Raw genomic sequence first — 19,502 nt, forward strand, 5'->3', positions numbered from 1 at the left:
GGCCAAGCTCAACGAGAAGAACATCCCGCGCAACATGATCGGGCGCGAGAAGCGCGTGGTGGCGCTGGAGCAGTACCTGTCCCAAGCCCGCAACTACGACCCTGTGCTGGACGGTTTGCGCTCTGCCGTGCGGTACGACAAGACGTATTTCGACAAGATCGTCGCCAGCCTCTTGCCTCTGCTGGAAAAACTCACGAGCGGCAAGATCGCGCAGCTCCTGGCCCCGAACTATTCCGACCTGGCCGACCCGCGCCCGATCTTCGATTGGATGCAGGTCATTAGGAAGCGGGCCATCGTCTATGTGGGCCTGGACGCGCTGTCCGATGCCGAGGTCGCTGCAGCGGTCGGCAACTCGATGTTCAGCGATCTCGTCTCGGTCGCAGGCCATATCTACAAGCACGGGATCGACGATGGCCTGCCGGGCGCTTCGGCCGGCGCGCGCGTGCCGATCAACGTCCATGCCGATGAGTTCAACGAGTTGATGGGCGACGAGTTCAACGGATAGGAAATTCAACCGCATGAGGCCAAGTATGGCACGAGTTTTGGGCCTCGAAACACGTTCGGCCAAGGAAGGTTGAGCGCTCGCTTGCCGCTCAATGGCAAGAGCTTGGGAGGCAGTATGCATTTGGGCCTGGCGCGCGCGCAGCTGCTTCCCCGCAGCGATGGATACCGCCGCTTCACTGGGTCACCAATTGACGCGCTGGTCTACCTCGTCGGGTTGAGCTGCCAGATCCCAATCCGGCTCGCCTTGCGCACCATCATCCACCGGCGCGTCGCAGCCCTCCCACAGCGGTGGCCCGCGTGCCGGGGTGATGTGCGGGGGGGCAGACTCCACCCCGATGTGGTTCAGGATGTGGCGGATTTCGGCGCTGTGGGTGATGAAGGCAATGATGCGCATCTGCCCACCGCACATGGGGCACAGCAGCGGAAATGCCTCGTAGATGCGGGCAATCAGCACCGCCCACAAGTAATGCGCCGCTCGCTTCGGGCGTGCTTCAGGTTCGGGTGTGGGTGTGGCCGCGTTGCCCGGCGCCGCCACCCCAGGTACGCCCGCGCCAGGTTGTGCAGTCTCCACCGTGGCTGGTTGCGACGCAGCAGGCTGAGCCAGCGCCGTTACCGCCGCTCTCAGCGGCGAGTTTGGTGCCAGCACACCAAAGTAGCGGTGCCGGTGGGTGCGTGGCGGTGGCACCAGCGCGGCGATGCGGTCGATCAGTTCCAGCGGTGTGAGGTGCAGCTCATCTGCCTTGGCACCACGCTTGTCACTGGTGGGCTCGCTGCGCTGTTTGGCACAGCGGTACACCAGTTTGCTTCCCTCTTTGCGTAGGCGCTCCATGGAAAACGGTGGACGCGCGCAATAGCGCAGCAGCCGCTCCAGCGCAGCGCGGTCGTGGGCTTCGATGCAGACACCGGCGTCCACCGAGAAGCCGCTGTGTTTGTAGCCCAGCATGTCTTTGGCGTCACAGTTCTCCAGCAGGCCCCGAGCAACGAAGGCGCGCAGGATACGTTTTTGCAGTGTGGTCTGCACTGGGGCCACGGTAGCCGCATCGATGCCGGTGGCCGCGTGAAAGATGACACCCGGCGATGAGATTCGAGGGGTCGCATCAGCATCGCCCTCGCCCTCCACTTCCTCAAACACCCCGTCCACCACACAAACGTGGAAGTGGACGTGTTCATTGAGGCCGGAGCCGAATCGGTGAATGAAGGCGATGGCACCGATGTGCAGGCCTGCCTTGTCCATATGGGCCGCACCGGGGCTGTGGGTCTGCAGAGTTTGTGCGATCACCCGCAGAAAGATGCGCAGCACCATGCTCAGCACCGCTCCGTCGCGTTGCATGAAGTACCGAAGCCGCTTGGGCACGGACAGCACCCACTGGCGCACCGGCAGGCGGGGGAAAACGTGGTCGCTCAGGTGTGCCGCCGTCTCCACCATGCGCCGGGTGGTGCACGAGGGGCAGACTCCCCGGCCTTTGCAGGAGAAGGCTACAAAGTAGTCGTGCCCACAGTCGCCGCAGCGAGCGCGGGCAAAGCCATGGGCAAAGATGCCGCACTCAAGATACTTGGCAAACGCTTTGCGCACGAAGGGCTTGGGGGTGTGGTGGTCGCCCTGGCCGTCGAACTGACCCGCGCTGGCCAACTCTAGCCAGGTCTCGTAGTGCTCGGCTACCGTTTGGTAGAGCAGCGTGCGTTCGGGGTGGCGTGGGTTGTAGAGCTTGGGCTTGGAAGTGGCTGACATGAATACTGTACAAATGCAAGGGGTATCTATTTAGCTCCAGTGACGTGAGAATAGCTGGATGGAAACCCAGATGCTAACGCCAACTCCTGGAGGGGACTACCCCCGCACCTGGAACGAATTTCTTGACTGGTTTGCCACCGAAGAGGCTTGCCAGGCGTTCCTGGAGAAGCTTCGGTGGCCCCAAGGCTTCGTCTGCCCGCGTTGCGGCAACGCTGGCGATGTGTACCGCGCCAGCCGCACCCGCCTGATGTGCCGCTCATGCCAGTACCAAGGCACAGTGACATCTGGAACCATCTTTGACAAGACGCGCACACCGCTGCGTGTCTGGCTGGCTGCAGCTTGGTACCTGACCAATCAGAAACAAGGCGTGAGCGCCCTGGGGCTGCAGCGCGTATTGGGTTTGGGGAGCTACCAGACCGCCTGGACCATGCTGCACCGGTTTCGACGTGCCATGGTCCGCCCGGGCCGGGACAAGCTCAAGGGGCTTGTGGAGGTGGATGAAACGTACCTGTCCATCACGGATCGCAAGAATCCCGCCACCCCTGCAGGGCGCAAGAGCAGCACCACCAAAGTGTTGATGGTCATGGCGGTGGAGATCGTGGAGCCCAAGGGGTTTGGGCGCATCCGGTTACGCCGCATTGACCGAGACGCCGCCACCCACGTAATCCCCTTTGTGCAGGAGGACGCGCCGGCTACGCTGCTCACGCTACCGCGATGCGTTTTCGAGTGAACGTGCCACGCGGTTGACTGCGCCGTGGGTTAGATGCGACTCGACCATCGCACGGCTGAATTCTCCAAGTGGGCGGCAGCCTCGAAACAGCGTAGCACCCGCTAGGAAGGCTGACGCGTACCGGAAGATGTCGAATTCAGTTCTCCATTATTGGCCGGAAAGATCGATATTCCTTCACGTTGATTTTGAATATCATCTGCCTTAATTTCATTGTTTCCGACCGGATACGCCAATGACCGAATTAATAGCTGTCGTCACAATCACCTTGCTGGCCGTCATCAGCCCTGGGCCGGACTTTGCAACGGTTACGCGCAATAGCTTGATGCTGTCGCGCCGCGCGGGCGTGCTGACCGCATTGGGCATAGGCTTAGGCATACTGGTACATATCACCTATACGTTGATCGGCGTGGGCCTGCTAATCCAGCAATCGCTTTGGTTGTTTAACACCATCAACTGGTCGGTGCTGCCTATCTAATTTATCTCGGCATAAAAATGCTGTGCACGAAAGCTGGCGGCGCACTGACCGAAAAGCGTATGGCGCCGCTCTCGGATGGCGCTGCGCTGCGTACCGGTTTCCTGACCAATACGCTGAACCCCAAAGCCACGGTATTCATCGTCAGCCTGTTTATGCAGGTGGTGCGGCCCGACACTCCGCTGGCAGTGCAGATTGGCTATGGCGCTTTCATCGCTGCGGCGCACATGGGCTGGTTTAGCCTGGTGGCCTTATGCTTCTCTGCCGGTGCCGTGCGCGATCGTCTGCTGGCTTTCCGCCATTGGATCGACCGTGCCTTCGGCGGGCGGCTGGTCGGCTTCGGAGTACTGATAGCGGTGGCCCGGCGCTGATTGCGTCGGGCATTGCCCTCGCTGCGCGTGCCTTCCTTTTAGCGTGAGCCATGTCGCAGTAAGAGTTGGAGTACAGCGATTGATGCCCGCTTTACGGCCAGTGTTATGCCGAATTGCGGGCTCGACAACCTAACGATTGGCATCTATTGCGATTCTCGAATAGGTAGCAAGTTCAAGAATGTTTTCAGAATCGGCGCAATGTGATCGTGACGGTAGATACAACTGACCGGTACAGTGGCCTTGGAGCCCACGAGTTCAGTGAAGCCGAAGTCAGGCCACGAAATCATGGCTACTGTCTCGGGAACAATTGTCACGCCGACGCCGGCCAACGCCAGAGCCATGGCTGCATTGACGTCTTCAACTATGGCGACAACCTTTGGCTCCACTCGCGCGTTTTTGAATACGCCGATGACTTCGTCTGCAAAACTGGCGTCCTTCTCGCGGGAACAGGATCAAGGGCTCGTTACGAAGCGCGCTGCAATGAACTTGCTCACCAAACGAGCGAGCGCGCGACTTTTGCGCACCCAGAAATAGCCTCTCATTGGTTACGTTTCGGACAACTACACCCTCCTGATAGGGGTAGAAACGCCCGAACCCGATATCGATGGTGCCAGCGTCCAGCGCTTCAATCTGGCGGTTCTTGCTCATCTGCGTCAAGGACACAGTTGCCGAGGGAGCAACCGACAAGAGTTGCCGCAGCAGTAGCGGTAGCGTATGCAAAACGACGGTTCCGAAATAGGCGACGCGCAATTCCCCGATTTCACCGCGCGATGCTGCACGTGATCTCACCCTTGAGATCTCGGTAACGTGCAGTAGGCGCCTGGCATCCTCTAAAAATGTTGTACCCGCTGCCGTCAATTCGACGCCGCGGTGCGTGCGTTCAAACAGCACCACGCCGAGATCCTGTTCCAGGGCCTGTATTTGGCGGGTAATGGGCGGCTGGGAAATATGCAGGCGTCTTGCCGCAGCACCGATATTTCCCTCTTCTGCGACCGCGATGAAATAGCGAAGCTGCCGAAATTCCATTTAAGACCTCTGGTTTTCCCTAGGGGTGGACACCGCTAAGCCATACCGATCCCGTATTGCAAAGGCTAAAAAAAGGTATTGGACCGCATGACACGCGAATCTTAGCATTCATGTTTGAAGCACCAACTCATCGGTGTTTCAACTTGAAAGGAGACGAGTCATGGATAAACGAGTTGCCGAGGTCGCAGGCGCGATCGTCGAGGCAGTACGCAAAATTTTGCTGGACAAGCGCGTCACGGAAGCCGAATACCGCGCGGGTGTCGACTATCTCACCGAGGTCGCACAGACGCGGGAAACCGCGCTGCTTCTGGACGTTTTCCTGAACAGCACCATCATCGAAGGCAAGGCGCAGCGCTCGCGGACCTCTGCGCCTGCGATCCAGGGGCCGTACTTCCTGGAAGGTGCTCCTGTAGTTGAAGGCGTCCTCAAGACCTACGATACCGACGACCACAAACCGCTGATCATTCGCGGTACGGTGCGCTCGGACACGGGCGAGTTGCTCGCTGGCGCTGTCATCGACGTGTGGCACTCGACGCCTGATGGCTTGTACAGCGGGATCCACGACAACATCCCCGTGGACTACTACCGCGGAAAACTCGTGACGGATTCCCAGGGCAACTTTCGCGTGCGCACCACGATGCCAATGCCATACCAGATCCCCTACGAGGGGCCGACTGGGCGTCTGCTGGGCCACCTGGGCAGCCATACCTGGCGTCCGGCGCACGTGCACTTCAAGGTGCGCAAGGACGGTTTCGAACCGTTGACCACGCAATACTACTTCGAAGGGGGCAAATGGGTGGACGATGACTGCTGTCACGGCGTCACCCCCGACCTGATTACGCCCGAGACGATCGAGGACGGGGTGCGGGTCATGACCCTGGACTTCGTAATCGAGCGTGAGCAGGCCGAGCAACGCAAGTCGGCTACGGAGACAGTGGCATGAAGATCGAAGCGATCGATGTGACGCTGGTGGACGTCCCAGCTTCGCGTCCCATCCAGATGTCGTTTACCACGGTGCAGAAGCAGAGCTATGCGATCGTGCAGATCCGTGCGGGCGGGCTTGTCGGCATCGGCGAGGGCAGCAGCGTAGGTGGGCCGACTTGGAGTTCCGAATGCGCTGAAACCATCAAGGTCATCATCGAAACGTACTTGGCGCCGCTCCTGATCGGCAAGGACGCGACAAATCTGCGAGAGCTCCAGCACTTAATGGAGCGCGCCGTAACCGGAAACTATTCGGCCAAGGCGGCCATCGACGTTGCGCTGCATGATCTGAAGGCACGCTCTCTGAACCTGCCGCTGAGTGATTTGATCGGCGGCGCGATCCAGCAGGGTATCCCCATTGCCTGGACCTTGGCGAGCGGCGACACGCAGCGGGACATCGCAATCGCCGAGGAAATGATCGAGCGGCGTCGGCACAACCGGTTCAAGATCAAGCTTGGCGTGCGCTCCCCGGCAGATGATTTGCGCCATATCGAGAAGATTATCGAGCGCGTCGGTGACCGTGCTGCGGTGCGGGTCGATATCAACCAGGCCTGGGATGAGAACACGGCATCGGTGTGGATTCCGCGCCTGGAGGCGGCCGGTGTCGAACTGGTCGAACAGCCGGTGGCACGCAGCAACTTCGATGCGCTTCGGCGCCTGTCGGCCGACAACGGGGTGGCCATCCTGGCCGATGAAAGCCTGAGCTCGCTGGCGTCCGCCTTCGAACTGGCGCGCCATCATTGCGTCGACGCCTTCTCGCTGAAGCTGTGCAACATGGGCGGGGTGGCAAATACCCTCAAGGTCGCCGCGATCGCGGAAGCCTCGGGCATTGCGTCCTATGGGGGCACCATGTTGGATTCATCAATCGGCACCGCTGCTGCTCTCCATGTGTATGCCACATTGCCGACGATGCCCTTCGGATGTGAACTGCTAGGGCCCTGGGTGTTAGCCGACACGCTTACGCAGACCCAACTCGAGATCAAGGACTTCGAGATTCGGTTGCCCTCGGGTCCTGGGTTGGGTGTTGATATCGATCCGGACAAGCTGCGCCACTTCACCCGCGCGGGTTGATTGAAGTCAGTTAGGGGAAAATCACCATGTTGTCTCGTTTATCAATTCGTTTGGTCGTCTGGCTAGGCTGCGTAGGCTTGAGCTTGCTGGCAGTAACGGCGAGTGCTGCAGACTACCCGAGCAAGCCCATTCGATGGATCGTTCCATTCCCGCCGGGCGGTGCAATCGACATGGTTTCTCGTGTCTTGGCCCAGCGCGTGTCGCAAACGCTGGGGCAGCCGGTGACAGTGGAGAATCGTCCGGGCTCGGGCGGGATCATCGGCAGCGCGGAGGTCGCGCGCTCCCCGGCTGACGGTTATACGCTGCTGGTGAACTCGACAGGGCTGGCAGTGGACAAGTGGTTTTATCCGAACGTCGCCTACGATGCTCGGAAAGCATTTGCCCCCGTGGCGCTGTTGGCAACTATCCCCAGCGTTCTAGTGGTGCCGGCTGATTCCCCATACAAGGATGCCAGGAGCCTACTAGCGTACGCAAAGGCCAACCCCGGTAAGGTGTCATTCGCCTCTGCAGGCATGGGGACGTCGATCCATCTGGCGGCCGCTCTGCTGGCCGCTCAGGTCGGGGTTGACCTGCTCCACGTGCCCTACAAAGGGAGCACGCCAGCTGCCGCCGACCTGATCGCGGGGCGAGTCTCCATGATGGTCGATTCGATCGCCGCACAGCAGTCGTTTATCAAATCTGGACGGGTGCGTGCGCTGGGTGTCACCAGCTTGCAACCCGCGCCCTCATTGCCTGGGATTCCTCCCCTGGCGCAAGCAGCCGACCTTCCGAAGTTCGAGGTCCTGACATGGTTTGGCTTATTTGTGCCGTCACGTACCTCGCCGGACATCGTCAAGGTGCTCAACACAGCAATGAATGAAGCACTGAAGACCCCGGAGGTACAAAAGGCGCTGGCGGATATCGGCGCTTCAGCGCAGGGGGGAACATCGCAAGCTCTGGGCGTCTTATGGGACAACGAGATCGACCGATGGGGCCAGTTGATCGTCCACCATCGACTCAACACCCAATGAACTGTAATCGGAGAGATGAAGATGTTGACTGAAGGGATATCGATTCAATCGTATGACGGGCATACATTCGGCGCGCTCGTGGGCTCGCCGGCCAAAGCGCCCGCTCCCGTGATTGTGATCGCTCAAGAAATATTTGGTGTGAACGCGTTCATGCGAGAAACGGTGTCATGGCTGGTCGACCAGGGGTATGCGGCAGTTTGCCCTGATCTGTACGCGCGCCAGGCGCCAGGTACAGCACTCGATCCGCAGGATGAGGCGCAGAGAGAGCAAGCCTACAAGCTCTGGCAGGCCTTCGACATGGAGGCCGGCGTGGGCGATCTGGAGGCTGCTATCCGCTATGCGCGACACCAACCCTACAGCAACGGCAAGGTGGGATTGGTGGGGTATTGCCTGGGCGGTGCGCTTGCCTTTCTAGTGGCCGCCAAAGGATACGTGGATCGCGCCGTAGGCTACTACGGTGTTGGACTGGAGAAGCAACTCAACAAGGTCCCGGAAGTCAAGCATCCGGCGTTGTTTCACATGGGCGGCCAAGACCACTTCGTGCCCGCGCCAAGCCGCCAGCTGATTACTGAAGGCTTCGGTGCCAATCCATTGCTGCAAGTGCACTGGTACGAAGAGGCCGGACACTCGTTCGCCAGGACGAGCAGTCCGGGCTATGTGGCGAGTGCCGCGGCGTTGGCCAACGAACGTACACTGGATTTCCTGGCGCCCTTGCAGAGCAAGAAGCCATGAATTTCATTCACGACTATCGTTCCCCGCGGGTCATTTTTGGACCCGATAGCCTCGCCCGATTGCCGCAGGAACTGGAACGTCTCGGCATTGACCGGGCGCTCGTGTTGACCACGCCTGAGCAGGCGCCCCTGGGACGGCAAGTGGCCGAGCCGGTCATCGGCCACGTGGCAGCCTTCTACGATGGTGCGACCATGCATGTACCCGCTTTGGTGGCTGAGGAGGCCTGCAAGATTGCGCGCACGAGTGAGGCTAATGGCGTCATTGCGATTGGTGGGGGATCTACTATCGGACTCGCTAAGATCGTGGCGCTCCGTACAGAGTTGCCCATCGTCGCTGTGCCCACGACATATGCAGGTAGCGAGATGACGTCCATCTTCGGTATCACAGAGGGTGGCGTCAAGAAAACCGGCCGCGACGCGCGCGTCATGCCCCGTGCAGTTATCTACGAGCCCCGGCTGACCCTAGAGCTACCCCTTAGCATCAGCGTGACCAGCGCGATCAATGCAATAGCCCATGCAGTTGAAGGCCTGTATGCGCCAGATGCCACGCCGCTGCTTACCATCATGGCCCAGGAAGGAATCGCAGCGACGGTACGCGCGATTCCCAAGTTGTATCAATCACCAAGAGATCTTCAGGCTCGCGGCGACGCGCTTTATGGCGCTTGGCTCTGCGCGAGCGTGCTTGGCAACGTCAGTATGGCATTGCACCACAAGCTGTGCCACACGCTGGGAGGAACGCTCGATCTCCCTCATGCCCAGACCCATACGGTCGTGCTGCCCCACGCGCTGGCCTATAACGCGCGCGCGGTGCCAGACGCAATGCGTGTGCTGCGCATTGCCCTGGGGCATGACGATCCACCCACGGCCTTGTACGAATTGGCTCGCGACAATGGCGCACCCGTGGCCTTGCGCGATCTCGGAATGCACGAGGAGGATATTGAGCATGTTGGCGACCTGGCATTGCAGGACCGCTATCCCAATCCGCGGGAACTGGATCGAGACGCATTGCTTGCATTGCTGCGCGATGCGTACCACGGACGCCCGCCTTCCGCTTGAGGAGGTTGGCATGGAATTTTCTTTTGATACAAGTTGACGCCCCAGGCGTTGGCCACTCCAGCCGCACAGCCGGGCGGAGTGAACACAACAACACCACCACGAGGTTGCGATGGCGCATCTGTCCTACTCTCCTCCGAGGAATTTCCACGCCCTTTACCGACAACGTGTATTCCAGTCCCATCAGGCCGTGCGCATGCATGACGCGGCAGCGCGAGAGTTGGCCGACCATAGCCTGACATGGCGTTCGGGCAACGTCGATGCGGCTTTGTACAAGGCACGCGCGCGGCGCCTAACCCTGTTCTCCTTTCGCTATGGTGCAGAGGTCGAAATTGCACCAAGACCGAGCGAGGAGTTCATCGTGGTGCATCATTCGATCAGAGGCGCCGCAGAATTGACCGTTGACGGCCAGTATATGGTATTGCCACAAGGGCGCACCGGCTGGATGGCGCCACGGCGAAATTGGCGCATGCGCTGGGAGGCAGGATGTGAGCAACTTATCCTGAAAATCCCGCGCGACATGATCGAGTCAGATGACGTCGCACCGATCGCACCGCTTGCGACTTTGCCAGCAGGGCTGGATGCGCAGTGGCTGCTGCTAGTCCAGGTGTTGCTGGGTGCGTCGTCCGCACCGACCTGCGCGGGAGAGTCCGCCGCGTGGGTGGAGCATATCGAGCAGGGCTTGGCTTCGCTGCTGCGCGCGGCCAGTTCCTGTAGTTTGCCGCGCGAGTCGAGCGATCGGAACTTCGTTACGCGCGACCCCATCGCCCGGCTTCAGGCCATGGAAGACTATATGCGTGAGCGCCTTGGGGCGCCTATCGGACTGGCAGACCTATCAGGTGCGGCCGGCGTCAGCGCCCGGGTCCTCCAGCAGACTTGTCAACGTCACCGGCAGATGAGCCCCATGGAGTTGCTACGAGACATGCGCCTGGATGCTGTCCATGCGTGGCTATCCGAGCACCCGAGTGCCAACATCACCGAGACAGCCCTGTTCTACGGATTCGGCCACCTCGGCCGATTCGCCGCCTACTACCGGCAACGCTTCGGAGAGTCACCGCACCAGACGGCGCAGCGTCGGTGTTGCGCTCTCTCCTGACTGCGATATCGCAGCGTCAGTGCATGCCGAACGCTACGGCGTAGCGACGGCCGGTATGTCTCTCGCGAGCACGACTGGTTTGCGCGCTGCAGGATCTGCAGGATGGGCTGCCGCTGTTGCGGGGCCGAACCGTTCGAGGCCTTGGCACCGTCCTTCCAGACCGGCTCAAATCCTTGCTGACCCGCGTGACGGCAACTGGAGTCAATGTTGCCTGACGGATGGGCTGTGGCGTCTTGCCTGGTGTTAGCGAACCGGATTCCCCCATCCATCGCTTCATCGCTTATCTCGGTGCCGCAGACGTGGTGATCCTGATCCTGCCCTTGGTCTATGCCCCATGCTTACGCAGGCGGCGGAGGCAGCCAACACAGCACCTTAGCAGTACCAGCCTGAGAGCGTGTGTGGACGCCCCGGAGTGCCAAGCCCTCAGTTCGTTAAGGCAATGGATCGCGTTGCGGAGCGTCCTCGGCCATGAAGGCAAGCAAGGTACGGCGCAGCAAAGCTCCACTCTTCATCGCTGACATCCGTCTGATACGGCCTTCTTGGCGCCGCTCCAAGGTACGGAATCGCCCAGCCGATCAATTCAACAATTAAGAAAGTACGCGCACGCGCTAAGGCCGGCCGCATGGCATGTCGCCTGGGGTCTTTCTATTTTCACCAGTTTCGGACTCTGGGGATATCCCTTGGATTTTCGCAATCCGGATTCTGATTCATATACATATTCGCGCAGCGGATAGCTGAGATGAGCAGGCGTTCCTAGACTCCATTCAACGCAATGTTGAAAAAGGAGACTAAGCCATGTCCGAAATGGTCGCCAAGCCGTCTGCGCATGCCGAGCGCACAGTGTCTTTTTTACAGCCCAATGGTTCCGAAGTGCCTTTTCGGGTCTTTAGTTCGCAGGAAGTGTATGACCGCGAGCAGGAGCGAATCTTTCGCGGTGCGACCTGGTCCTTCCTCGGCTTGGAGGCGGAGATCCCGAACGTGTACGACTTCAAGAGCACTTTCATCGGCGACACGCCGGTAGTCGTGACGCGCACGCCCGATGGGTTGTCATGCTGGGTCAATCGATGCGCGCACCGCGGCGCGCAGGTCTGCCGCGAGCTGCGGGGCAACGCCCGCTCCCATGCGTGCGTGTATCACCAGTGGGGCTATTCGGCCAAGGGCGATCTGCTGGGCGTCCCGTTCCGCCGGGGCCAGAATGGAATGGCCGGCATGCCGGCTGACTTCAAGACCGAAGAGCATGGTCTGCAGCAGGTGCGCGTCGCCAGCTATCGTGGGCTGGTGTTCGGCACCTTTCGCCAAGACACGCCGTCGCTGGAGGACTACATCGGTCCGATGATGCGCCCCTGGATTGACCGCATCTTTCACAAGCCGGTGGTCTATCTCGGCTGCACGCGGCAGTATTCCAAGTCCAACTGGAAGCTGTACCTGGAAAACGTCAAGGATGGCTACCACGCGAGCCTTCTGCATCTGTTTCACACAACCTTCAACATCTACCGCGTGGGGATGAAGGTGCGCCAGATGGCGGATGTGGGCGGCCTGCACAGCCTCTTGACCTCGACCAAGCCTGAAGTCGATACCAATACCGCTGCGGCCTACGAGGCCCAGAAGGTGCGCACGATGAACAACAAGCTCGTGCTGGAAGACCCAACCCTGCTCGGGCAGATCCAAGAGTACGAAGAAATCACCACCAACAACATCCAGGCCATCTTCCCCCAATTGGTGATCCAGCAGATCCACAACACGCTGGCGGCGCGCCAGTTGCTCCCCAAGGGTCCGAACAACTTCGAGCTGATCTTTCATTTCTTCGGCTACGAGGACGATACCCCGGAGTTGCGCGAACTGCGCCTCCTCCAGGCCAACCTCGTCGGTCCCGCAGGCTACATCTCGATGGAGGACACGGAGGCCACAGAACTGGTGCAGCGCGCCACGCGCATGGACCCGGACAGCCATTCGTACATCGCTATGGCCCAGGACGTTCCAGAGGAGACGGACTCTTCGATCACCGAATACATGATCCGACGCTTCTGGACCAGCTACCAGGCATTGATGGGGTACTGAGCATGGATACGAACAACGCACAACTCTGGACCGAAATCGCAATCTTGCAGCACCAGTACGTGAGCGCGCTCGACAGCGGAAACCTTGAGGCGTGGCCGCAATTTTTCACAGAGGACTGTCGATACGAAATCATTCCAAAGGAGAACGTGGATGCAGGGCTGCCGGCGCCGGTCATCTACTGTCGCAATCAGAAGATGCTACGCGACCGGGTGACCTCGCTGCGCAATGCCAACATCTACGAAAGCCACACCTACCGGCACCTGGTTTCGGGCCTGGTTCTGACGAACGTGGCACAGGACACCGTGCAAACGACGTCAAGTTATGTCGTGGTCATCACCGGCCTGACTGGCGAGTCCTCTATCTATCAGGCGGGGGCCTACCAAGACGAAGTAGTCAAGGCGAACGGCGTTTGGCGTTATCGCGCCAAGCGTGTGATGTACGACACCTTGCGCGTACAGACTCTGCTGGCCACTCCGATCTGAGACTTGGCGGCGATGTTGAGAATGCTGATTTCCGTATGCAACCTCTCAATGCAGGCCGCCACTCAAACGGTGAGGCAATGACTATTTTGTGAGAACGATGAATACTGCCTTCCTTCCCGATCCTGCTTCATTGCGTGTTCGTGTCGTGCGCAAAGAGGCTCTAACAAAGGACATTGTCCTGATTGAGTTGGCCAGTGTGGACGGCCAGCCTCTTCCCACGTTCACCGCGGGGGCACACATCGATGTGCAACTGCCGGGCGGCCTGACGCGCCAATATTCGCTCTGCGACACCGCTGCAGAAACCTACCAGATCGCCGTTCTCAAGGACCCGCAGGGACGAGGGGGATCGGTGGCGATGCACGACCTTGTGCATGCAGGCAGCGAGCTCGTTGTCGGTACGCCAAGAAACCTCTTCGAGTTGAGTGCATCAGCCCAGAGCAGTCTCCTGCTTGCAGGAGGAATCGGAATCACGCCATTGCTTTGCATGGCGCAATCACTGGCGACTGCCCGCCGGCCGTTTTCTTTGCATTACTGCACTCGCTCTGCCGAAGCGACGGCCTTCCGCGGCGCGCTCGCGGCAGCGCCTTACGCGGCGAAGGTGCACCACTACTACGATGATGGCACGCCCGAGCAAAAGCTGGATCTGCCTGCTCTGCTGTCCTGCCCTCAGCCTGGGATGCATCTGTACACCTGCGGGCCATCCGGCTTTATGGATGCGGTCCTCGCAGCGGCGCGGGCCTCGGGCTGGCCCGAGTCTCAGTTGCACTACGAGTTCTTCAAAGCCGAGCCTCCGCAATCAGAGAACGATGGCAGCTTTGAGGTCCAGGTGGCGAGCACCGGCGAGGTCATCCCTGTAGCCGCCGATGAGACGGTGCTAATGGCTTTGGCCGCACACGGGATCGAACTGCCCGCCTCGTGCGAACAAGGCGTCTGCGGTACTTGCCTCACGCGTGTACTGGGTGGCGAACCCGATCACCGTGATATGTACCTCACCCCGGAGGAGCAGGCCCAGAACGACCAGTTCCTACCGTGCTGTTCCAGGTCGAAGTCCGCTCGTCTGGTGCTCGATATCTGAGTTCAGGAGCAATCGCGTAGCACGTGGCCACTGCCAGGCGATTGCCTTTGATCCAGAGTGTCCTGGTGGATCGAAAACGGAGCCTCGATCCGATATCGCGCGTCTGCGTTCAGTGCACCCCCAAAAGCAGGGACTGCAACAACGAAGAGGATGGGGTCGAAAAGGTCCTCATGAGCCCACGTAAATTCTTAACCGGAGAATCGGATGCGTACGATCAACCTTGCCTCCCTCACCGCGGAAGCGAAATTCAACCGATTCCATCTCAGCATATTGCTGTGGTGTGCATTGATTATCGTCATGGACGGCTACGACCTTGCCGTCGCCGGAATTGCGCTACCGAGCATCATGCAGGCGATGTCGATCGAGCCGGCGCATGCCGGTTTAATGGTGAGTTCGGCGCTCTTTGGCATGTTGTTCGGAAATCTGCTCTTCGGCACGTTGGGTGAGCGCATCGGCCGCCCCAAAGCCATTGCGATCTGCGTGTTTTTGTTCAGCGCGTTCACGGCCGCGGCCGGCCTGACCAACGACCCCAAGACCTTTGCGCTGGCCCGCTTCGTGGCAGGCCTGGGCATCGGTGGAGTGATGCCCAATGTGATCGCGCAGATGACGGAGTACTCGCCAAAGCGCATGCGAGCCATGTTGGTCGCGCTGATGTTCAGCGGATATTGTGTTGGTGGGGTGCTGGCGGCAGTGCTTGGAAAATCGCTGATTGAGGTCCATGGCTGGCAGTCGGTCTTTCTCTTGGCCGCCGCGCCGATCGTGTTGATCCCGTTCATCCTCCGCAGCATGCCCGAGTCGGTGCCGTTCCTCATTCGGAGGAAGGACGCGCGCGCGTTGCAACAGCTCGCCGCGAAAATTGATCCCACGTACACACCCCATCAGGATGACACCTTTGTCGGCATCGGCGCCGAGCAAGCCGGTGCAAACGCGCCGGTCAGGCAGCTCTTCCAGGACGGTCGCACGCTGAGCACCGTACTGTTTTGGCTGTCATGCGTGATGTGCCTGTTCATGGTGTACGCGCTAAGCTCCTGGTTGACCAAGCTGATGGCTTCGGCGGGCTACAGCATCGGCTCAGCCTTGACTTTCGTGATCGTGATGAACCTGGGAGGAATTTTTGGCGCGATCGCTGGCGGCTGGCTAGCGGATCGGCTCCACATCAAGTACGTGCTCGCAGGCATGTATCTGATTGCGGCAGGCTCGTTGGCCATGCTGGGGCAGGAGGTCAGCACTAGCCTGCGTTATGTGCTGATCGGTCTTGCAGGCGGAACGACCATCGGTACGCAGATCGTAGGCTGCGCCTACGTGGGCCAGTTCTACCCGAACACGATTCGTGCAACCGGGCTGGGATGGTTCCTTGGTGTCGGGCGTGTGGGAGCCATTGTGGCGCCGATCGTGATTGGTGTGCTTGTGGGCGCCGAATTGCCTCTGGGGCTCAACTTCGTTGCCATCGGCATTCCAGGCTTGCTGGCGGCGATCTTGATCTTCTGCATTGACCATGCGAAGTCGGCATCGAATGAAAAGGAGGCGGCCAAGGAATCGCGGGCGACAGGGCGGCCTGCTGCAGGCGTGGTATTGGGCCGCGACTCTTGATCGCTGTGATCTAACGACTCTTCATAGAACATGCCCCACCCCAGCTCCGAGAGAACTCGCCATGAATGCCAATCAGCCAGCATCGCCGGAAGGCGCGCCTAGTATTGCTTCTTTCTTCATCGTCATTGCAACCGATCATCCTGGCATGTCTGAAGTGCGTGCGCGGGTACGGCCGTTGCATCGCATTTGGCTGCGCGAGCATCCGGGCCACGCGATCAATGTTGTCCATGGGGGGCCGTTGCTGGACACGCAAGGCGCCATGGATGGCACGCTTCTCGTTGTGCAGGCGGCGCATATCGACGACGTGCACGCCTTCGTGGCCCACGACCCCTACGTACAGGCAGGTCTGTTTGCCGAGCTGTCGGTTCGCACATGGGAATGGACCTTGGGGCGGGGGACCTCATAAATCCTGGGTACAGGCCTCCTACCACGCCACTCAAGGAACGGACATACGGACGCTGAGGTGAATTGAGTTCCTTCGCGTGAATCGCCCCGGCGTCTCTGGACACTTTTGAGCCGTTGGAAATGGCGCAGCTCGAACTCTACGGGCGACGTGTTGCCAGCAGTGTTGTGGTGACGCCTGGGCGTTATAGAACATCTCGATGTAGTTGAAGACATCGGCCCTGGCCTCATCGCGCGTCGAATAGATCTGTCGGCGAATGCGATCTCGCTTGAGCAATTGGAAGAAGCTCTCTGCGACGGCGTTGTCATGGCAGTTGCCGCGCCGGCTCATGCTGCGCACCAGCTTGTGGTCGCTCAGGAAACCTTGCTAGTCATGGCTGGTGAACTGGGCGTATTCAACCGGTCATCGCAACACCTTCAATCATGGAGGTGTTATAGGAACACCAGCAGGGTGGATGCAAAAGTTAACGGGACACGGGGCAATGCGTTCACCCGATGCTCCTTCGCTTCGGCGAGAGGTGGAGCGGCAGTTCTGGAAGCAGATTGCCACCGGAATCACGAGTGAGAAGGCGGCCGAAGCCGTTGGCGTGTCACAGCCGGTTGGCACGCGTTGGTTCCGTCATCGTGGTGGCATGCCATTGTTCATGTCGAACCCCATATCGGGAAGGTATCTGTCATTCGCCAAGCGAGAAGGTATCGCTCTTCTGCGTGCTCAAGACGATGGAGTTCGGGAGATAGCTCGCCGTCTGGAGCGAAGCCCATTAACCATTTCACGAGAGCTGACCCGCAACGCTGCGACTCGCGGTGGCAAGCTCGAATATCAGGCTTCAGTTGCGCAATGGAAGTCCGATCTGGTGGCCAAGAGACCCAAGCCAGCGAAGCTGCTCACCAATCTGCAGCTGCGCAAGTATGTCCAAGACCGCCTTGAGGGCAAGATTCACGATGCTCGAGGGCGGGATGTCGCCGGGCCTCAGCAAGCTCCGTTCATCGGCCGCAACAAGCCTCATCGTGGTTACCGCAAATGGGTCAATAGCTGGTCGCCGGAGCAGATTGCCAACCGTCTGCAGGTCAACTTCCCGGATGAAAAGTCCATGCGCATTTCCCACGAAGCTGTCAACCAGGCCCTCTACATTCAGGGGCGAGGGGCCCTCATGCGCGAGCTGGTGAGCGATCTGCGTATGGGCCGTGCGTTGCGAATGCCAAGGGCCAGGGGCCTGGGTCCAGGCCAAGGCATGGGCTCATGTTAGCGAGGAGGTGATGATCTCCAGTCGGCCTGCAGAGGCAGAAGGTCGTGCCGTGCCGGGACATTGGGAAGGTGATTTGATCATCGGCCTGGACAGCTCCGCCATCGGGACGCTGGTGGATCGATCGAGCCGCTTCACCATGCTCGTGCATTTGCCTCGCGAGGTGGGCTATGGAGTAATTCCTCGGGAGAAGAACGGTCCTGCGCAGGCAGGCTACGGGGCCATCACCATGGCCAACGCGCACAAAAAAAAACCGCGACCACGCTGCCTGCCCAGTTGTGCCGACCCTAATAGCCCACGGCAGCGCGGCACGAATGAGAACACGAACGGTCTGCTACGCCAATACTCCCCCAAAGGCACTAACCAGTCCCGCTGGAGCGAGCAAGAGATTCAAGCCATGGCCCGGACCTTGAACAACAGGCCGCGTAAAACACTCGACTGGAAAACACTGGCTGAGACCTTGAACGAGTATCTAAAATCCGTTAGACAACCCGGTGTTGCGACGACCGGTTGAATCCGCCCTGAACGTCTCGGGCTTTCGCCCCTTATTCAATGATCTACATACGTCAGTGAAAGTCTGTGAATCAAAATTTGGAGCGGGATGCGCCCCTGCACATGCTGCTCGCATCAGTGTAAGGTGAGAACGGCGGCGCTCTTATTGCCGCGATATTTTTTTGCTTTACGATCTGGATGCCGAAAATTATTCCAACTTCGCCCCATGACACGAAAAACAATGGACTACTACGCTGCAGTACGCGCATTTCTTTGTGCCGCTGATAATGATAGCTTCAGCAAGGCGGCACTGCACCTCGAAGTCAAGACGTCCACGGTATCGAGGTACATCGCTCAACTTGAAGCCGACCTCGGCATCGCTCTTTTCAACCGATCCACGCGCGGATTGGTCCTCACGGAGGGCGGAACTGTCTTCCGCGAACAGGTTGCGATCTCCATTCAAGCACTTGAAGACGCCCGTCATATGACTGCCTCACTAAATATGTCGCCCCAGGGTCATTTACGGGTGACCATGCCGGTTTCATTCGGGCGGCGCCATGTGATGCAGCATCTTCCACGGTTTCTGGAAAGATATCCGGACATAACTATCGACGCAGTCATCACTGATGAGGTGGTGAATCTGATTGATTCTGGTATTGATCTGGCGATTCGTGTTGGATCACTAACCGATTCCCAGTTGATGGCGCGCAAACTAACGGAGCATCGCCGCATCGTGTGCGCAAGTCCCAGTTACGTGGCTAAGCACGGCGCACCTGCTGCGCCGGCTGAGCTAAGCACGCACCAAGCTTTGCGTTTTACGTTGGTCGGCGACGACAGATGGCTCCTACGCAGAGTGAACGAGGGCAAGGGGGGCGCAGAGGCCCCCATACGTCTACAGGGCGCTATCCGGGCAAACGATACCGAATCACTTATGAGTCTTGCCGTCGCAGGAGCGGGTATTGCGTTGCTTCCAAGCTGGACTGTCAACGAAGCACTGAAGACTAAAGAGCTGGTCCATCTTCTTCCAGACTGGGAAGCGCACGTCGGCCGCAATCCGAGTTCCGTTTGGGCAATCTATCCTCCAAAGAAGAAAGTGTCCTCCAAGGTACGAGCGTTTGTCGATTTCTACGCAGAGCTTTTCGAAGCACCTGACTATTGGGGAGTGTCAATCCAGTAAAATTAAGAGGTTCGCGGCTATATCTATGTGCGTTGAAATAACGCTTAGAGAGCATCACTGGTTTCGTAAAAGAGTGCCGTTGGCACGTTTATTTCGGTAGCCATAAGAAACACTACTGCGGTTCCTGGCAGGATCGGCTTACCGGTTAATTTTTACCTAAGGATGCTCTGCACAGCCTCCCTAATCCACGACAATAGGCTTCATTGAA

General features: G+C 59.3%; 13 protein-coding genes and 6 pseudogenes. 16 read left to right on the forward strand and 3 right to left on the reverse strand.

Annotated elements, in window-relative coordinates; genetic code table 11:
* Positions 1–496, forward strand: a pseudogene (locus BRO63_RS04635) (type IV conjugative transfer system coupling protein TraD); the annotation flags it as partial.
* Positions 497–685: 189 nt separating this feature from the next.
* Here BRO63_RS04635 and BRO63_RS04640 read toward each other — a convergent pair.
* Positions 686–2,233 carry an IS91-like element ISPps1 family transposase gene (locus BRO63_RS04640; RefSeq protein WP_021227193.1) on the reverse strand — a complete coding sequence of 516 codons (1,548 nt, stop codon included), beginning with the start codon at positions 2,231–2,233 and terminating at the stop codon, positions 686–688.
* A 58-nt stretch (positions 2,234–2,291) separates the two neighbouring features.
* Here BRO63_RS04640 and BRO63_RS04645 point away from each other — a divergent pair.
* A pseudogene (locus BRO63_RS04645) lies at positions 2,292–2,915 on the forward strand (IS1595-like element ISCsp2 family transposase); the annotation flags it as partial.
* A gap of 280 nt (positions 2,916–3,195) precedes the next feature.
* Positions 3,196–3,806: pseudogene (locus tag BRO63_RS04650) on the forward strand (LysE family translocator).
* 143 nt (positions 3,807–3,949) lie between these two features.
* On the opposite strand, the pseudogene BRO63_RS04655 reads toward BRO63_RS04650, so the two are convergent.
* Positions 3,950–4,832 (reverse strand): annotated as a pseudogene (locus BRO63_RS04655) (LysR substrate-binding domain-containing protein).
* Between the two features lie 160 nt (positions 4,833–4,992).
* Between BRO63_RS04655 and BRO63_RS04660 the strand changes: the two are divergent.
* The 11 genes from BRO63_RS04660 to BRO63_RS04710 all read left to right on the forward strand — a co-directional run bounded on the left by BRO63_RS04660 (position 4,993) and on the right by BRO63_RS04710 (position 16,385).
* On the forward strand, positions 4,993–5,775 hold the full coding sequence (locus BRO63_RS04660) for a chlorocatechol 1,2-dioxygenase (RefSeq protein ID WP_088138667.1): 783 nt from the start codon (positions 4,993–4,995) through the stop codon (positions 5,773–5,775).
* Positions 5,772–6,884 (forward strand): muconate cycloisomerase family protein, encoded by a 1,113-nt coding sequence (locus tag BRO63_RS04665; RefSeq protein WP_011489354.1) that lies wholly within the window; start codon positions 5,772–5,774, stop codon positions 6,882–6,884. Before BRO63_RS04660 ends, BRO63_RS04665 begins: the two co-directional genes overlap by 4 nt.
* Before the next feature lie 26 nt (positions 6,885–6,910).
* Positions 6,911–7,894: a Bug family tripartite tricarboxylate transporter substrate binding protein gene (locus tag BRO63_RS04670; protein ID WP_088138668.1), complete on the forward strand. Its 984-nt coding sequence runs from the start codon at positions 6,911–6,913 to the stop codon at positions 7,892–7,894.
* A gap of 15 nt (positions 7,895–7,909) precedes the next feature.
* A complete protein-coding gene (locus BRO63_RS04675) occupies positions 7,910–8,626 on the forward strand; it encodes a dienelactone hydrolase family protein (protein WP_256943243.1) in 717 nt (238 codons plus the stop codon).
* A complete protein-coding gene (locus BRO63_RS04680) occupies positions 8,623–9,681 on the forward strand; it encodes a maleylacetate reductase (protein WP_063599757.1) in 1,059 nt (352 codons plus the stop codon). Before BRO63_RS04675 ends, BRO63_RS04680 begins: the two co-directional genes overlap by 4 nt.
* A gap of 109 nt (positions 9,682–9,790) precedes the next feature.
* Complete coding sequence (locus tag BRO63_RS04685) at positions 9,791–10,774, forward strand: AraC family transcriptional regulator (RefSeq protein ID WP_088138669.1); 984 nt, start codon at positions 9,791–9,793, stop codon at positions 10,772–10,774.
* A gap of 795 nt (positions 10,775–11,569) precedes the next feature.
* Complete coding sequence (gene andAc, locus BRO63_RS04690; protein WP_011489367.1) at positions 11,570–12,832, forward strand: anthranilate 1,2-dioxygenase large subunit AndAc; 1,263 nt, start codon at positions 11,570–11,572, stop codon at positions 12,830–12,832.
* Between the two features lie 2 nt (positions 12,833–12,834).
* Complete coding sequence (andAd, locus tag BRO63_RS04695) at positions 12,835–13,314, forward strand: anthranilate 1,2-dioxygenase small subunit AndAd (protein WP_011489368.1); 480 nt, start codon at positions 12,835–12,837, stop codon at positions 13,312–13,314.
* Between the two features lie 97 nt (positions 13,315–13,411).
* Positions 13,412–14,389: a PDR/VanB family oxidoreductase gene (locus tag BRO63_RS04700; RefSeq protein ID WP_063599755.1), complete on the forward strand. Its 978-nt coding sequence runs from the start codon at positions 13,412–13,414 to the stop codon at positions 14,387–14,389.
* Positions 14,390–14,593: 204 nt separating this feature from the next.
* Positions 14,594–15,979, forward strand: coding sequence for an MFS transporter (locus BRO63_RS04705; protein ID WP_088138670.1), 1,386 nt, complete (start codon positions 14,594–14,596; stop codon positions 15,977–15,979).
* 103 nt (positions 15,980–16,082) lie between these two features.
* Positions 16,083–16,385 carry a YciI family protein gene (locus BRO63_RS04710; RefSeq protein ID WP_063599767.1) on the forward strand — a complete coding sequence of 101 codons (303 nt, stop codon included), beginning with the start codon at positions 16,083–16,085 and terminating at the stop codon, positions 16,383–16,385.
* 98 nt (positions 16,386–16,483) lie between these two features.
* Here BRO63_RS04710 and BRO63_RS04715 read toward each other — a convergent pair.
* Positions 16,484–16,748, reverse strand: a pseudogene (locus tag BRO63_RS04715) (IS3 family transposase); the annotation flags it as partial.
* An 88-nt stretch (positions 16,749–16,836) separates the two neighbouring features.
* Here BRO63_RS04715 and BRO63_RS04720 point away from each other — a divergent pair.
* Both BRO63_RS04720 and BRO63_RS04725 read left to right on the forward strand, forming a co-directional pair.
* Positions 16,837–18,139, forward strand: a pseudogene (locus BRO63_RS04720) (IS30 family transposase).
* A gap of 219 nt (positions 18,140–18,358) precedes the next feature.
* A complete protein-coding gene (locus tag BRO63_RS04725; RefSeq protein ID WP_088138671.1) occupies positions 18,359–19,294 on the forward strand; it encodes a LysR family transcriptional regulator in 936 nt (311 codons plus the stop codon).
* The last annotated feature ends 208 nt before the right edge of the window (positions 19,295–19,502 follow it).

Source organism: Achromobacter xylosoxidans, assembly GCF_002192695.1.
Classification (GTDB): Bacteria; Pseudomonadota; Gammaproteobacteria; order Burkholderiales; family Burkholderiaceae_B; genus Achromobacter; species Achromobacter xylosoxidans_C.

Coding starts and splice junctions, on each gene's coding strand:
- BRO63_RS04640 (WP_021227193.1), bottom strand. CDS start 2,233: ATGTCAGCCACTTCCAAGCCCAAGCTCTACAACCCACGCCACCCCGAA.
- BRO63_RS04660 (WP_088138667.1), top strand. CDS start 4,993: ATGGATAAACGAGTTGCCGAGGTCGCAGGCGCGATCGTCGAGGCAGTA.
- BRO63_RS04665 (WP_011489354.1), top strand. CDS start 5,772: ATGAAGATCGAAGCGATCGATGTGACGCTGGTGGACGTCCCAGCTTCG.
- BRO63_RS04670 (WP_088138668.1), top strand. CDS start 6,911: ATGTTGTCTCGTTTATCAATTCGTTTGGTCGTCTGGCTAGGCTGCGTA.
- BRO63_RS04675 (WP_256943243.1), top strand. CDS start 7,910: ATGAAGATGTTGACTGAAGGGATATCGATTCAATCGTATGACGGGCAT.
- BRO63_RS04680 (WP_063599757.1), top strand. CDS start 8,623: ATGAATTTCATTCACGACTATCGTTCCCCGCGGGTCATTTTTGGACCC.
- BRO63_RS04685 (WP_088138669.1), top strand. CDS start 9,791: ATGGCGCATCTGTCCTACTCTCCTCCGAGGAATTTCCACGCCCTTTAC.
- andAc (WP_011489367.1), top strand. CDS start 11,570: ATGTCCGAAATGGTCGCCAAGCCGTCTGCGCATGCCGAGCGCACAGTG.
- andAd (WP_011489368.1), top strand. CDS start 12,835: ATGGATACGAACAACGCACAACTCTGGACCGAAATCGCAATCTTGCAG.
- BRO63_RS04700 (WP_063599755.1), top strand. CDS start 13,412: ATGAATACTGCCTTCCTTCCCGATCCTGCTTCATTGCGTGTTCGTGTC.
- BRO63_RS04705 (WP_088138670.1), top strand. CDS start 14,594: ATGCGTACGATCAACCTTGCCTCCCTCACCGCGGAAGCGAAATTCAAC.
- BRO63_RS04725 (WP_088138671.1), top strand. CDS start 18,359: ATGGACTACTACGCTGCAGTACGCGCATTTCTTTGTGCCGCTGATAAT.